Source organism: Microbispora sp. NPDC088329 (assembly GCF_040685655.1).
Lineage (GTDB): Bacteria > Actinomycetota > Actinomycetes > Streptosporangiales > Streptosporangiaceae > Microbispora.
The window spans coordinates 118,534-133,239 of the sequence record NZ_JBFBIP010000018.1; the positions used below are offsets into that span (position 1 = coordinate 118,534).

General features: G+C 68.2%; 10 protein-coding genes. 8 read left to right on the top strand and 2 right to left on the bottom strand.

The annotated features are described in order from the left end of the window. The first annotated feature begins 105 nt into the window (after positions 1 to 105). Positions 106 to 678, top strand: coding sequence for a TetR/AcrR family transcriptional regulator (locus AB0O28_RS28780; protein WP_363645496.1), 573 nt, complete (start codon positions 106 to 108; stop codon positions 676 to 678). A gap of 117 nt (positions 679 to 795) precedes the next feature. Here the strand turns inward: AB0O28_RS28780 and AB0O28_RS28785 are convergent, their stop codons facing one another. Continuing rightward, positions 796 to 1,944, bottom strand: a complete 1,149-nt coding sequence (locus AB0O28_RS28785; protein ID WP_363645498.1) for a hypothetical protein — start codon at positions 1,942 to 1,944, stop codon at positions 796 to 798. A 103-nt stretch (positions 1,945 to 2,047) separates the two neighbouring features. On the opposite strand from AB0O28_RS28785, the gene AB0O28_RS28790 reads away from it, so the two are divergent. Both AB0O28_RS28790 and AB0O28_RS28795 read left to right on the top strand, forming a co-directional pair. Beyond that, positions 2,048 to 3,067 (top strand): hypothetical protein, encoded by a 1,020-nt coding sequence (locus AB0O28_RS28790; RefSeq protein ID WP_363645500.1) that lies wholly within the window; start codon positions 2,048 to 2,050, stop codon positions 3,065 to 3,067. Positions 3,068 to 3,542: 475 nt separating this feature from the next. After that, entirely contained in the window at positions 3,543 to 4,793 is a 1,251-nt protein-coding gene (locus tag AB0O28_RS28795) for a hypothetical protein (protein WP_363645502.1), read from the top strand. Between the two features lie 173 nt (positions 4,794 to 4,966). On the opposite strand, the gene AB0O28_RS28800 is transcribed toward AB0O28_RS28795, so the two are convergent. After that, entirely contained in the window at positions 4,967 to 7,447 is a 2,481-nt protein-coding gene (locus tag AB0O28_RS28800) for a SpoIIE family protein phosphatase (RefSeq protein ID WP_363645504.1), read from the bottom strand. A gap of 856 nt (positions 7,448 to 8,303) precedes the next feature. On the opposite strand from AB0O28_RS28800, the gene AB0O28_RS28805 reads away from it, so the two are divergent. The 5 genes from AB0O28_RS28805 to AB0O28_RS28825 are packed head-to-tail and all read left to right on the top strand — an operon-like array spanning position 8,304 to position 14,540. Further along, the gene (locus tag AB0O28_RS28805) at positions 8,304 to 9,047 is read left to right on the top strand and encodes a VWA domain-containing protein (RefSeq protein WP_363645506.1); all 744 of its coding nucleotides are present in this window, start codon (positions 8,304 to 8,306) and stop codon (positions 9,045 to 9,047) included. A gap of 36 nt (positions 9,048 to 9,083) precedes the next feature. After that, complete coding sequence (locus AB0O28_RS28810) at positions 9,084 to 9,989, top strand: protein phosphatase 2C domain-containing protein (RefSeq protein WP_363645508.1); 906 nt, start codon at positions 9,084 to 9,086, stop codon at positions 9,987 to 9,989. Beyond that, entirely contained in the window at positions 9,986 to 11,488 is a 1,503-nt protein-coding gene (locus AB0O28_RS28815) for a hypothetical protein (RefSeq protein WP_363645510.1), read from the top strand. The genes AB0O28_RS28810 and AB0O28_RS28815 overlap by 4 nt, the downstream gene beginning before the upstream one ends. Positions 11,489 to 11,496: 8 nt before the next feature. Then, entirely contained in the window at positions 11,497 to 13,014 is a 1,518-nt protein-coding gene (locus AB0O28_RS28820) for a DUF4407 domain-containing protein (protein WP_363645512.1), read from the top strand. Continuing rightward, positions 13,011 to 14,540 (top strand): hypothetical protein, encoded by a 1,530-nt coding sequence (locus AB0O28_RS28825; RefSeq protein ID WP_363645514.1) that lies wholly within the window; start codon positions 13,011 to 13,013, stop codon positions 14,538 to 14,540. Before AB0O28_RS28820 ends, AB0O28_RS28825 begins: the two co-directional genes overlap by 4 nt. Positions 14,541 to 14,706: the final 166 nt, after the last annotated feature.

Genomic DNA, 14,706 nt, shown 5'->3' on the forward strand with positions numbered 1-14,706 from the left:
ACCTTCCCCCTGCGCGCCGCGGCGAGGAGAGGCACGGCCCGGACGGCCGGCTCCGGGTCGTTCACATGACACTAGACGCAACAGCTTTGCTTTAAGGTGTGGCCTATGGGTCGCAAACCGAGCGTACGTCCCGGCGGTCGCAGCGCCCGTGTCCAGGCGGCGGTCCACGCCGCGGTGCGCGAACTCGAGGCGGAAGTGGGACGCCCGGCGCTGACCGTCCCTTTGGTGGCCGCCCGTGCGGGCGTCACCCCGTCGACGATCTACCGCCGCTGGGGAGACCTGCAGGAGCTGCTGTCGGATGTCGCCGTCGAGCGCCTGCGTCCGGAAGCCCCGCCGGAGGACCACGGGCGCCTGTCGGCGGACCTGCAGAACTGGGCCCAGCAGTTCCTGGAGGAGATGGCCTCGCCTCCTGGCCGCGCCTACATCCGCGACGCGCTGCTAGGGGATCCGGACGGTGACAATGCAGGCCAGTGCTCCGCGTACGCGGCGGAACAGATCCGGATCATCCTCGCCCGGGCTGCCGAGCGCGGCGAAAGCTTCCCGGATGTCGAGACGGTGATCGACCGGGTCGTGGCGCCGATGATGTACCGCATCCTCTTCCGCCCCGGCAATCTCACGGCCGCATACGCACACACGCTCGTATGCGAGACGCTGGACGAAAGCGTGGCATCCCGGTGAGTGTCGGGCACGGTCGCCGGATGCGGTCGCGGCGCTTCGTTGAACCGAAACCCGGCAACTATCGCTGACGTCCACGGAGACGGGCAGCGGGAGATCCCCTCGGCCCCGCGGAGCGGCTCAGCCGTACCGGAGGATGAAGTCCTTTTCCGAGTCCTCGCTGTCGCCCGCTATTCGGCCGACCGCCCACATGCCGCTCGAACCGGGGATCCCGCTGATCGTCGCGTGCCGCACCGGAAGCCCCAGCTTGGGGCCGTACGACGTGGTCCAGGCACCCTGCACATACCGCATGAAGAGGACCTGCTTCGGGTGGGAGGGGTCGACGCCGCTCACCCAGATGTTTCCGGAGGCGTCGGCGGTGAGGCCGGTGATACGGCCCTTCGCCACCGGAAGGGGCACCTGGCTCCACGACTTGCCGTCGAAGTGCAGCACGAGCGGCTTGAAGTCACTCCAGTCGTAGGGGTTGCCGATCTGACCGACCGCCCAGACGTCGTTGGCGCCGATCGCCCGCACCTGGTTGAGCTGCCCCTCGGGAATCGCCGGGGTCCGGCTCTCCTCCCAGCGGACCCGGCCGCCCCGCTCGGTCCCCCGCACGACCAGCGGCCCGGTCTTCTGCGAGCCCACCGCCCAGATCTCACCCGTCCCGGGACGGGCCGACAGCGCGGCGAGCGAGCCCTTGTGGGTGTACTCCCTGGTGAATCCGGCGCTGCCGCTCCAGCTCAGGACGACCGCACGGTCACCGATCTCGTTGAGACTTCCGGTGAACCACACCCGCCCCCGGCCGATCCCGACGTCGGACAGGCTCTTAGTCCCGTCCTTCCCGAACGGCCGGTACATGCTCCAGCTCCTGCCGTTCCAGTGCCCGACCCGTACGTTCAGTCCATTGCCGACCGCCCAGACGTCGTGGGCGGAAGCCGCGCTGACGGCGGTGAAATGGTTCAGATCCGAGTCGTACCCCGCCGGCAGCCGGTAGGCGGGCATGGTCGCGCTCTTCCACTGGGTGCCGTTCCACCGTGCGATGGCGGGGCAGCTCTCGGCCTTCTCCCGCCCGCAGCCGTACCCGACGGCCCAGGCGTCCCGCGGGCCGGTCGCCGTCACGTCGATCAGGGCACTGCCGTCCGGCCCGAGGGTCGCGCCCTTGACGACCCGCCACTGCGCTGGGGCCGCCTGCACGGTGCCGGCCCCGATCGTCAAGCCGGCCACCGGGACGGTCACGACCGAGATGGCGACGGCGAGTGTGACGCGGGCCGAGGCGCGAGGGATGTCCATGGCAGGGGTCCTTTCGTCTGCGGTGGGACAGACGCAGTCTGAGACGGACCCCTTGCAGTCCCCTTGATCGGCGGTTACCGCCGATCTCACGAATTCAAGGGACATGCAAGCGGTCGACCTTTCACTGGGCGCGATCACGCCCGGCGCCGATCACGCCGGGAAGCAGCGCACCCAGGAGTTCGCCATGAAGCGCACCGCACTCGGTCTGGCCGTCACCGCGATCGCCGGCCTCGCCGTCCTCCCCTCCGCGGCCGCCGCCGGCACCACGACGGCCACCAGGTCCATGAGCGCGGCGCCGAAGCCGCTCGCGGGTGTCGCCGTCTACCTGAGCTACGGCAAGGGCTATCCGATCAGCCGCTACGAACCGGGCAAGGGGTTCATCAAGCTCGGCAGCGCACCGGATCTCACCTTCCAGGTCGCCGCCTCGCCCGACGGCACGAAGCTCGCCTGGGTCACCCTGGACCGCCTGCCGAAGGGCAGGCTCCATATCGGGGACGGGAGCACGTCAAAGGTCGTGGCCGAGGGAGTCGCAGCCAACTTCCCCTGCTTCACCCCGGTCTGGTCCCCGGACTCCGCCCGGGTCGCCTTCTTCGGCAAGCACGTCAACGCCGAGACCGGGACACCTCTCATGGTCATGAACGCGGACGGCACGGGCGTACGCAGGGCCGGCGCACCGCTTGGCGCCTGCCACCTCGCCTGGTCCGCCGACGGGCGCCACCTCGCGGGGGCGGCCGGCGACGGCGTCTTCATTTTCGATGTCAAGACCGGGCGGTCGGTCCGGGTCAAGGGCATCAAGTACGCGAACCACGTGCACAGCCTGTCGCCGGACGCCAGGAAGGTCGTCGTACACACGTTTTCGGTGAATGACCCGGAAGGCGACTACGTCTGGCCGATCGGGTCCACCCCGACGATCGTCGACACCGCCACGGGCAGGCAGGTTCCCATCCCGGTCAAGGGGACGAAGATGGGCGCGTTCTACCTCCCCGACGGCCGTCTGGTAGTCCGCGTCCGCGGCCGCACGCACAACACCCTGGTCGTGCTCGACTCGGCCGGCCGGGAACTGCAGCGGCTCGCCGAGCCGGCGAAGGCGCGCAACCAGGCCCTGCTCCAGATCGTGAGATGACCCTGCCGCCTGCCCCGAGAACGAGCGGGTCGGCGAGTGTCGTTCAGCCGGCGAAGCACCTGCCGAGAGTGCTGGTCGGGCGGGAAGACAGGGTAGAAGACATGCTTGATCCGCTCGTCGCGTACGACCAGAGTGAGGGCGTTGTAGAGCCTGACTCCGCCGGCGTGGGAGCTCGGCAGCTTGAGCACGTCGGCGAGGCCGGCCTTCTCGACCAGGCGGCCCCAGCGGGGCTACAGGCGAAGGCCTGAGCGATGGCAACGCCGCGGCTCGACACGCCGCATCAAAGAATGACCAGGACATTCAGCTAGAAATACCGGGAGGGCGGACAGCTTCACGGCGCTCGGTCAATTGCTGAGCCATCCACGCCTACGGCTGAAAGGCTATGGTGTGTTTCAGTTCGGAGAGGGGACGAGGCGTGACCACTGGTGATGAGGTATCCCTGCCAGTATGGACACTCGCTACAGAGGCCTTGAGCGTGCCGGACGTGCTGGGCGATGAGGGCATGACACCGGCCCGGCTCGCAGAACTGCGAACAGTCCTGGCAACGCTTGCGGATTCCCCCATCGCCACGTTGGAAGCGCATCCGATGTCGACCAGGCGCGATCGGAACGGTGGAATTTCGCTCCATGCAGCCAGTCCTCTCGCTCAGCAGTTGTCGCACCTCGTGGCTCAGACAGCGAAGTCAGCGCCTCCGACGCTGAACGTCGCCACTACTGGTGACGTGCTCTACCGGATGGTAGTGCCGGCCAAGGTAGCCGCACAGGTCGGTAAGGGACTCGTCCAGCCCATGAAGGCATCTGCCGGAGGTGTTCACAGCGCGCTGGTCAACTCCGCCGGCCGCATCACGAATCAGGCGAGATTTGTTCCCGTTGCTGGTAAGGCCGCTGTTGCGGGTGCCGCGACCGGCTCGGCCGGCACGGCCGGTGTGGCGGCGGCCACCGCCGGAGCGTTTACCGTGGCCGCGCCACTCGTGCTGATGGCCGTCGCGGTCGGCGTCAGCGCCTACGCCGATCACCAGCGACAGGAAGCGATCGAGCGGATCACCGACCTCCTGGAGCAGTTACACGAGGACAACCTCGAGAACGAACGCAGCGAGCTGGACGGTTGTCGTGACGCGATCGACAAGGCGACGTCGATTCTCCTCGACCAGGGCAGAATCGGCCTGTCGCTAGGGCTGGACACCTCGTCGTACGCAATCAGCACGGCGATCGAACGGGCCAAGCGTCGGCTCATGAAGTGGCAAGATGCGCTGGCCAAGCTGCCCGACGGTCCTGTCGAGCTTGATGTGTTGACGAAATCATTCCCCGGCGTCAACGAGGAAGGCGGAGCATTCCGGGCGCACGTGGAGCTGGCACGACTCGCCATCGCCCTCAAACGCCGAGTGCTCGTGCTTCAGGCGGTTGAACACGCGCAACTGGCGGGCACGGACAATCCGTTCAAAAGCTTTGCCGCATCGTTGCACGACGACGAGCGTCGCGTCGACGAGTTGGAATCAGGCATCAACTCCCTCCTTCTTCGACTGTCGACTCTCGAATTGAAGCGTGATGGCGGTTTCCTAAGCATCATGTTCACGCAGCGCGAGGTCGACGACCTACTCAAAGCCGTATATCGCCTTCGCGCCCTGGGCGATGGCCTCAACGTGGGAACCCACCAGGCTGACGTCGCGATCGAGATCGAACGAAGCAGGGACGGATCACTCGTGGTGTTCCCTGCGGTCACTGCCTGACCGGGCCCCACGCGCAACCCGACACGGCTGGGCCACCGCCGGCTACCTGCCCACCAAGTTGGTGCCGAGTCGGGCTGCCGCCCACAGCGCGATCTTCGAGCAACCCCACCACCTCGGCCCTCGCTTTTGCTTTCCCGGGTGGCAGGTCAGCCGTAGGGGTGCGCCCGCGCGTCTCATGCCGCCCTGAAGACTTCGTCGCCGGATGCCCCGTCCGAGTTCGGCGCGGGGGGAGGCAGGGCCTGTTCGCACCAGATGGTCTTGCCGCGTGTCGTCTGCCTCGTGCCCCAGCTCTGCGTCATCTGTGCGACCAGCAGCAGTCCGCGGCCTCCCTCGTCGAAGACGCGGGCCCGGCGCAGATGCGGTGCGGTGTTGCTGCCGTCCGAGACCTCGCAGATCAGTGTGCGGTTGCGGATCAGTCGCAGCTGAATGGGGCCGGTCCCGTGGCGCATGGCGTTGGTGACCAGCTCGCTCACCACGAGCCCGGTGACGAACTCCATTTCATCCAGTCCCCATACGAGGAGCTGCTCGATGGCGAGCTTCCGGGTGTGCGAGACCAGGGCCGGGTCGCCGGGGACGTCCCACGTGGCGATCTGGTCCGGGGAGAGGGCTTCGGTGCGCGCGAGGAGAAGGGCCGCGTCGTCAGCCGCGCGGCCGTCGAGCAGGGCGCGGGTCACGGTGTCGCAGGTGTCTTCGAGTGATGCCGTCGGCAGTGCCAGGGCGTGGCGCAGCTCCGCGAGGCCCCGGTCGATGTCCCGGTAGCGGGCTTCGATCAGGCCGTCGGTGAACAGGGCGATGATGGTGCCCTCGGTCAGGCACAGCTCCGTGGTTTCGAAGGGCAGGCCGCCGACGCCGAGAGGAGGGCCGACCGGCCCGCTCACCAGTTCCGTGGTGCCGTCGGGAGTGACCAGGACAGGCAGTGGGTGACCGGCGGTGGCTGTCGTGCAACAGCGTGAGACGGGGTCGTAGACGGCGTACAGGCACGTGGCGCCCAGCTCGGCGGACGCGGCCGTGTCGCCTTCCGCCATGCCGGGCTGTTCGTCGCCGGTGAGGTGGATGACCAGGTCGTCCAGGTGCGTGAGGAGCTCGTCGGGTGGCAGGTCGACGTCGGCCAGCGTGCGTACGGCGGTGCGCAGCCGGCCCATGGTGGCGGCTGCGTGGATGCCGTGGCCGACGACGTCCCCGACGACGAGGGCGACCCGGCAGCCGGACAGCGGGATCACGTCGAACCAGTCGCCGCCCACCCCGGCCTGTGCGCCCGCCGGCAGATAACGGGAGGCGATCTCCACCGCCGCTTGCACCGGCAGCCGCTGGGGCAGCAGACTGCGCTGCAGGGCGAGCGCGGTATTGCGCTCGTGGGTGTAACGGCGTGCGTTGTCGATGACGACGCCGGCCTTGGCGGCCAACTCCACCGCGTAGGACAGGTCCTCCTGGTCGAATGGCCCGGGCAGACGCGAGCGCCAGAAGCTGACCACGCCCATCCGCGTCCCCCGGGCACGTAGCGGAGTCGTGATCAGGGAATGGATGCCGTGGTCCAGGATCCGCGCGGCCTCTTCAGGGTCCCGGGACCGCCACGCGGTGGAAGCCCGCAAGTCGGGCTCGATCACGGCGATGCCGTCGTCGAAGCTGCGGGCCTGAGGCGTGGACGGGGCCCACGTGACCAGCGCGCCGGGCGGGTGGAACGACGCGGTGTCCCCGATGCCTCCGATCGCCACCCGGCGCAGCGTCTCGCCCTCGTCCGGCTGGTGGTCATCGCATCGTATAACGGCCACTACCAGGTCCACCGTGACGAAGTCGGCGAACTCGGGGACCACCACCTGCACCAGTTCTTCCGCCGTCCGCTTCACGTCGAGGGTGGTGCCTACGGCCGTGCTGGCGTCGTACAGCAGTTTGAGGCGTCTGTGCGCCTTCTCTGTCAGCGTGCGGCTCTCCTCCAGCGAGCGTCCCATGCTGTTGAACGCGACTTCGAGCTCGCCGATCTCGCCCGCACCGGTTTCGGGCATGCGGGCCGTGAGGTCCCCGTCGGCCAGCCGGGACGCGGCGGCGGCCGCTTTGCGGACCGGCCGGACGATCGACCGGATCAGATAGGTGTCGAAGACGATGATGAGCAGGATCGATCCCGCCACACCGACCGCCGCCGCCGCGGTGGCACGGCCAGCTGCTTCGGTGGCACGCTCTTGCCGCGACGCGAGAAGTTGATTCTCAAAAGTCACGAAGCGCTGGAATTGGTCCCTGATCGCGTCGACACGGCGCTTTCCTTCTTCCGTCACCACCACGGTTCGGGCGGATGCCGGATCTCGCCGCGCGGCCTCCACGGTCGGCACCGAATAGTCACGGATGTAGGCTTCGACGGACTGCTTGATCCGGCGTGCCCGGTCTCCCTGCGCGGCGCTCTGGGCGCTCGAGAGCCGTTCCAGGGTGGCCGCCTGCTCGGGGATGGCGGCACGGGCCTGTCTCCATGGTTGCAGGAAGTTCTCGTCTCCGGCGATGACGAACCCCCGCTGGCCGGTTTCAAGGTCGATGACGAGCCTCTGGAGGTGGTTCGCGGTCGTCAGCACATGCCTGGAGTGGTTCGTGAGATGCACCGCCTCACGGAGACCCGAAATCGCCGGCAGGAGGAACGCGAAGGCGCCGCTGATGAGACCCAGGAGCAGCACGCTCACCATGATCGTGCGCCGGGTCAGTCCGCCCTTCCCCTCAGCCCATCGCGTAGGCCGCGAACCACTTACCCGCATGGCATGCCTCTTGACCAGCAGGAATATCGCCTATTTCGTCATCTTACGACGGTGACTCCTTCGCTCCGGGAACGGAGCGGCTCCTCGCTGGAAAAGGCGACGGGGTCCGCTCACCGGCCGCCTCCGGCCGGGGCGCGGGACCGCCGGGTGCCGCAGAACCGACGGCCATCGGCGCCGATCCGGTGACGGCCGCGCGGCGCCGGCAGCGGCTGAGCGCCTCGGGCGAGGCGTGGACCACCGTCGCCCTCGCGCAGCGTCAGATGCACGCGATGAGCATGGCGTCGGCGCACGCCGCGTCCGGCGGCTTCGCCCGCACCGCCGGCGCCTGCGCCGACGTCCCGCGCCGAGTCACAAGATCTGCGCGGGCTGTTTCATCTGGTAAGCGGTGCGGTCGGCCGCGCCGACGCCCCCGAGATACGAAACAGTTCTCGGAGGAAGAAATGCGGTCAATTGCGCGCCGGGGTCGCGTCCGCGGCGCCGAGGTGACATCCCTAGAGCACTCGCATGTGACGAGCAGAAAAGTGCCGTACCTCCACGATTAGTGCATATCTGGACATAGCAAGAAATACTTCGACGCTTATGGAGCTGCGACCTGCCACGCTCTCCCTGCACCCCTCCACAACGGACGTGACCCACGGTGCTCATGATTGAGATACTCATTCGTGACCAAATTGAGGACCTCCAAAAAAGGACCCGATACGTCCAACTCGTGCATGTCCGGAGCCGAGACAGGAAACGGCGACGGAGCTCCGGGCAGTCTCAGGATCAGGGAGCTGAAATGAACGACGAGCGGATATCGGAACGCAGAGGCGTGGAAGCCGGCCAACTGGTCATGCCCTTCTATCTGATCTGCGATGTCTCCGGTTCGATGTACGACGACATGGCGGCACTCAACGAGGGCGTCGAGCGGCTGCGCCGCGCGATCGTCAGGCAGCCCGTCGTCGACGACGTGGCGCAGATCTGCATCATGTCGTTCTCGGACACGGCGAAAGTGGTCATGCCGCTCTCGCAGATGAGCGAGACATCGGTTCCCACGCTCGCGGTCGAGGGCGGCACGAACTACAGCAGCGCGTTCCAGGAACTGGCACGGGTGATCGAGGACGATCGCGAGGACCTCAAGCGGCAGGGGTACAAGATCTACCGCCCCTGCGCCTTCTTCCTCACCGACGGCCAGCCCCTGGACAACCACTGGCAGCGGACCTTCACCAGCACACTGACCTATGACAAGACGACCGGGACCGGGATGAAATCCCACCCCATCTTCGTCCCGTTCGGTTTCCGGGACGCTCCCGAGGACGTTCTGAGAAAACTCGCGTACCCACGGGACAGGGGGAAGTGGTACCACGCCAGGAACACCGGTATCGAGCAGGCGCTCGCCGGAATCCTGGACATCATCATGAACACCGTCATCTCGTCCGGCCTCTCGGCCGGGGCCGGTCAGCCGACCCTGATACAGCAGTCTCCCGCGGCGGGCTCGGGCATCGTTCAGGGCGACTCCGAGTACGACGACGACTACATCTGATCCGCCACCAGTGACTTCCGCAGAAGGTCGGCCTGTATGACATCGATCCAGGTGGGCGATCCGCGTGTCGCCGCTTCGCCCTTCGCCATCGGCGACCCCGGCCGTGCCGGCACGGAGTTGCCGGCCGGCCCCCCCGGTGTCCGCATAGGGCAGTCGGACGTCGAGTTCAGTGCCGCCTCGCTGCCCGGAATGGTCGTCCGGGCGGTCACGATGAGAGGACTGCTGCACCGGGCGAACGAGCAGCCGCGGCAGGACGCCTTCGCGATCGCGCGGCACCGCCCCGCGCCGGACACGCCCGCACGCGCGGTCGCGGTCGTCTGCGACGGCGTGGGCTCTCTGGGGCGATCCGACGAGGCCGCCGTGCTGGTGAGCCGCCGGCTCGCCGAGCTGGGCGCATCGGGGGCGGCGTGGCCGGACGCCTTCCCGGCCGTGAACGGGGAACTGCGTGCGTTCGCCGGCGAACCGCCGCGAGGCGACGCCCGCGAAGCCGCCCGTCTCGGCATGGCGACGACGGCCGTGGCCGTGGCCGTTCACCGCACGGCGGAGGAGTGGATCGGCGAGGTGGCCTGGGTCGGCGACTCCTCGCTCTGGCACCTGGGGGACGACGGACGCTGGACGGCGATCACCGGAACCGCCGAAGGAGACGACGACGACTTCCATTCGACCGCCGTCAGACCCATGCCGACGGCCGACGGCGCGTGCGCCTTCCAGAACTTCCGCGTGCCCGCGGGAGCCTTGTTCGTGATGTCGGACGGCATCGCCAACCCGTTGAAGTGGTGTGACGACGTGCGGACGACGCTGGCGCACTGGTGGGAACGGCCGCCGGATCCGTTCACCTTCGCGGCGCAGGCGGCCTTCGCCCGCAAGTCACATGTGGACGACCGCACCGTCGTGGGCATCTGGCCCGACGAGGTGGGCACGGGCGCGGGCGACCCCGCATGATCGTGCCCGAAGCCGATCTGGGACGTCTGACCTTCCTGGCGAAGGGCGCGTTCGCCGAGGTCTACCGGGTTGAGGAATACACGCTGCCCGGGGACCCGGCTCCGCTCGCGTACAAGAAGTTCATCAGGGAGCACGCCGCGCAGGCCAGGTCCGCGCGCACCACGGTCGGGTTCCGCGACGACCTGAGCCCCTCCGAGCAGCGTGATCTGGACAGGTTCGCCGCATGGCCGAAGGCCCTGGTGACAGATGCGGCCGGAGACGTCTGCGGGGTGCTGATGGTCCTTCTTCCGGAGGACTTCTTCTGCCGGCAACTCGACGACTCCGGGCAGATGACGACGGCTCCCAGGGAGTTCTCGTGGCTCATCTCGACCGCCGCGCAGCGCGCCGCGGCTCAGGTCGACATCCGCGACATCGAGTTCACCGAACGGCTGGTGCTGCTCGCACAACTGGCCTACTTCTTCGGGCGGCTGCACAAGCACGGATGGGTCTACGGCGACTGCAGTTTCAGGAACATGGCCTTCGCGCTGGATCCGCCGAGATTGAAGGTGCTCGACTGTGACGGCGCCGCCGCGCTGACGGACACGAGCCGCGAACAGGCGTCCACCTTCTTCTGGGATCCGCCGGAGTGCCCGATCAGTCCCCCACCGGGGCAGCGCAGACAGCAGGAGCTGCAGGACGACGTCACGGACGTGTACAAACTGGGGCTGGCGATCCTGCGGTGCCTGACTCCGGGCAAGGGCGCACCCTCCACCCGGGCGGTCAGCCGTCTGTCCGGTGAGCTCGACAGCGAGGGAACGGACCTGCTGACCCGGGCCCTGTCCGCGGACCGGAGCACTCGGCCCACGTCGAAGGAGCTGTACCTCTACCTCAGGGGAGTCGTGGCGAGCAGGACCTCGCCCCCCGGCATCGTCCATGCCCGCGTCGCGACGCCCTACCGTGTACGGGGCATGGACGTGCGCGTCGAGTGGCGGGTCACCAACGCGACGACGATAGAGATCAGAACGGGAAGTGAGGCGCCGATCACGCTGGACGCGGCCCAGCACCCCGACGGCTGCGTCTTCCGGCCCGCCAGGTCCGGCCGGGTGACGCTGGAAGCGCGCAACGACTGCGCCTCCGTGACGATGGACCTCGGCGAGTTGACGCTCTACGAGTTGCCGGCGTTCGATCTGAGCCTGCATCGGCTGCCCACGGCACACGTCCCGCCCATGGAGACGTTCCAGCCGCCTTCGCCGGCGGCCGCGTTGCCGGGGCGCCCACGGATCGCGGCGGGATTCGGCGCCGTCGAATTGCCTTCGCTCCACGTTTTCGATTTCGTCCACAGCATGCTTCCGGTCGAACCGGCCCTGATGCCGGCCCCCCGGATCAGCGCGGTCGTGAGCGAGGCGACCGGCGTCGTGAGGGCGTCCGTGACGGACGCGGCAAGTGACATGGCTGCGGTGCTTCACCGTACGTTCATCGAGAAGGCCACAGCGGACAGTTCGGAAGGTGCCCAATCGTGATGGAGCGGATGAGCGAATTCCTCGCCTGGCTCGGAGGCGGGGAAAAAGAGGCCCTGCGGCACGTTCCCACGGAGCGGTCCAGGTTCACCCAGATGGCGCTCGTCCTGCTGACGACGGCAGGGCTCGCCGTGGTGTCGATGGCCTTCGCACTTCACGACGGCCTGAAGGTGGACTGGCTTTGGGCTGTGGTCTTCGGGCTGCTGTGGGGGTTCGTCATCCTCAACCTGGATCGACTGCTCGTGCTGAGCATGGGGTCGATCCGGGATCGCAAGCGCATGCTTCTCATGGCGTTGCCCCGGCTGGGCATGGCCATGGTGCTCGCTGTCGTGATCTCCACGCCCCTCGTCCTGCGCGTGTTCGCCAGCGACATCAACGTCCAGATCTACACGACGCAGCAGGAGACGTCGGCCCGCATGAAACTGCTGCAGGCCGACAGCGCGGAGCAGGACCGGGCCAACAAACTCCGTCAGAAGATCCAGGAGGATCAGGAGATCCTGGCCGGCAAGCTGTCGAGGCGGTTCACCAGCCCGCAGCTGCAGACGGCCCAGGCCAAGGTGAGCGAGCTCCAGCGCCGGCTCGAGACCGGCGAGGAGAAGGCGAATGTGGCGCTGGAAGCCTGGAAGTGCGAGCTCTACGGTGCCGGCGAGAAGTGCAGGAAGGCCTCCGACAAGGCGGGACCCGGTCCGCTGGCGGCGACCAAGGAGCGGGAGTACCGGCAGGCCGTGAGCGCGGTCAGGTCCATCCGCACGGAGTTGAAGGCCGCGCGGGCCGCCGCGAGCACCGCGGAGAAGGGAGTCGCGGACCAGCAGGCGGAGGCCCTTCGGAAGGCCCAGGACGACGCCCGGGCGGAGCTTCCCGGACTCCAGGCGCAGTACAGGGAAATGGAGGCCTCCCTCCAGGCATCGGCGGCCCGGGGTACCACGCTGAACGGGAACGACGACGGACTTCCCGCGCAGGTTCGGGCTCTCTTCGAGCTCGGCGAGCGGGACCTCTCCCTCTCGCTCGCACACCTTGCCGTGTTCTTCCTTTTTTTCATGATCGAATTACTTCCCGTCACCGTGAAGATCCTGATCAACATGGGCCCGATGTCCCCCTACGAAGCGTTTGTGAAGTTCCGCGGGGACGCGCAGATCGACGAGGCGAAAACCCGGCGCGTCGAAGCCCGGCGGATCGAGGAAGGCAGGTCGCGGGTCAGAGTCGAGGTCGCGGAAGGCAAGGAGCGGGTCAGGGGCGAGATCGAGGCCGACATGCGGAGACGGGAGGCGGATCTCGGCAAGCGCGCCAACGCGCACGTCGCCGCGGAGATGACGAAGATCCTCGACATCGCACTGCAGGAGTGGAGCGAACAGGTGCGCTCCCGGCTGGCGAAGACGCACTCGGACGGCGACGGGACGCCGCCGCCCTCGCACGGAACCACCCCCTCCCCGGGCGACGGCGGCTTCACGATTCCTCCCGTCAACGGCGTCCGGCCCCCCACCGTCCAGGTGACCTCACCGTTCTTCCTGCCGGACGGGGACGATTTGTGAGATCCCTGCCCGAGGAGTCGGATTCGCAAGGGTGCCTGCTGGTCGTCGCGAGCTACGCCGATCTGGCGAGCACCCTCGAGAGAGTGACGAAGGACGCGGCGACCCGGTTGCTGATGTCACCGGTGATCGGCGATTTCATCGAGCTACGTCTCGTGGACCTCGGACACCGCCCTCCCGGCGACGGCGTCCCCGCGGCCGCGGTGGAACGGATCGTGAACGAGATCACGCGACCGGCGGGCGGTGCGAGCGAGAACTACTTCGGTCTGCTGGTCGTCGACGGCTCCGCCGCGACCGTGGAACGGCTGCTCGACGCATGCCGCGCTGATCGGACGATGGCGGCGCTGCCGCTGCGGTGCCGTGGTTTCGCCGCCAAGGACGACAGGCACATCGGGGACACGCAGACCGGGATGGAATCCGCCGAGGGCCGCGAGGAGGTGGCGCCGCCGGCGGCCGGCAGCGTGGACATCGTGGTCCCCGAGGCCGGTCGCTGGACCCGGCGCGGCATGGTGGACGACCTGAAAAGGTACGCCGAGGATCTTCTTCACCACTTCGCCACCACCCACGTGTCCGGTCTCACCGGTGACGATCTCGACTCCATCCGGCGCGCCCGCACCTCCTCGCCGGAGGACGGGGACGTGGAGGCCGACGATGTCGTGCTGGACCTGGAACCCGCGGCCGGCGTCGCGAACGAGCCGGCCGCGGATCAGCCGCTCCCCGGAAACCGGCCGTCGTCCGAGAGCGTCGTCCCCGCCCTCTCATCGGCGGCTGTGGCGCCGTCCGCGCATCCGATGCCGCCTGCCGGGAGCGCGGGTGCTCCGTCAAAGCCGGTCATCGCCGCCCGCCTTCGACCGGCGGCTCCGGTCAGTGCGGTCACCGTGCTGCGGCGACTCGCCGGCCGCCTGCTGCGCAGACCCCCGGCCGCTCCGGCGGATCCGTTGCCGGTCGCCACCGCCCCGGCGCCGTACGAGGCGGATGGGGCGGTCGCTCTCGTCTATCTGGCGATCGCCGAAGGCGTCACGGTGGACGACTCGGACGCCTGGCGTCGCGGGCGCTCACTGATTCAGGAGATCGACAAGAGGATCGCCGCGATTCCGGGAGCCGCCTATCGGATCCGAGTGGTGACGAGTCTGGATGAGCCGGCGGAAAGAGCCCCTCGCCCTCCCGGCGAGTTGTCGAGGCGCGACATCAGGCGATCGGCCTCACGCTTCGACTTCATCGAACTACTGGTGAAGTTGAAGGCGCAGATAAGCGGGGACCTGGCGACGATCGGCGGTTCTCCGCCTCCCGCGGTACGCCCTGCCGTGGTCGTCTTCGCCGCGGACGTTCCCATGGGGGACGTGGTCACGATGCAGGAGTACCTGGAGCTGGTCGGCACCGCCTCGGTCATCTGGATCACACCTCTCGAGTCGTCGGCCCTGCTGTCCCCGGAATTCGCCGTGGACGGCGTACGTGTCCTCACCGATCACGACGGCATCGCCGACGAAGTGGCCACATATCTGCGTGTCGACGCCGGCGCGGGCGCGTGAAGGAGCAGACCGAGTCACCCTGAGCACTGCCGCCCACCGGCGGACGACGACCAGCACCGGGCCGAAAGTCCCACGTATCGCGGGACTTCCGAACGATCTCGCCGTGCCGTACGGCTCCTGCGGCAGGGCCGGTGCTCGCGGTTTCCTTGAGATGTCGCAAGAGAGA

Excerpts from the sequence above, each read along its gene's own strand:
- AB0O28_RS28810 (WP_363645508.1), top strand. The coding sequence starts at position 9,084 with ATGACATCGATCCAGGTGGGCGATCCGCGTGTCGCCGCTTCGCCCTTC.
- AB0O28_RS28785 (WP_363645498.1), bottom strand. The coding sequence starts at position 1,944 with ATGGACATCCCTCGCGCCTCGGCCCGCGTCACACTCGCCGTCGCCATC.
- AB0O28_RS28820 (WP_363645512.1), top strand. The coding sequence starts at position 11,497 with ATGAGCGAATTCCTCGCCTGGCTCGGAGGCGGGGAAAAAGAGGCCCTG.
- AB0O28_RS28815 (WP_363645510.1), top strand. The coding sequence starts at position 9,986 with ATGATCGTGCCCGAAGCCGATCTGGGACGTCTGACCTTCCTGGCGAAG.
- AB0O28_RS28780 (WP_363645496.1), top strand. The coding sequence starts at position 106 with ATGGGTCGCAAACCGAGCGTACGTCCCGGCGGTCGCAGCGCCCGTGTC.
- AB0O28_RS28790 (WP_363645500.1), top strand. The coding sequence starts at position 2,048 with ATGCAAGCGGTCGACCTTTCACTGGGCGCGATCACGCCCGGCGCCGAT.
- AB0O28_RS28805 (WP_363645506.1), top strand. The coding sequence starts at position 8,304 with ATGAACGACGAGCGGATATCGGAACGCAGAGGCGTGGAAGCCGGCCAA.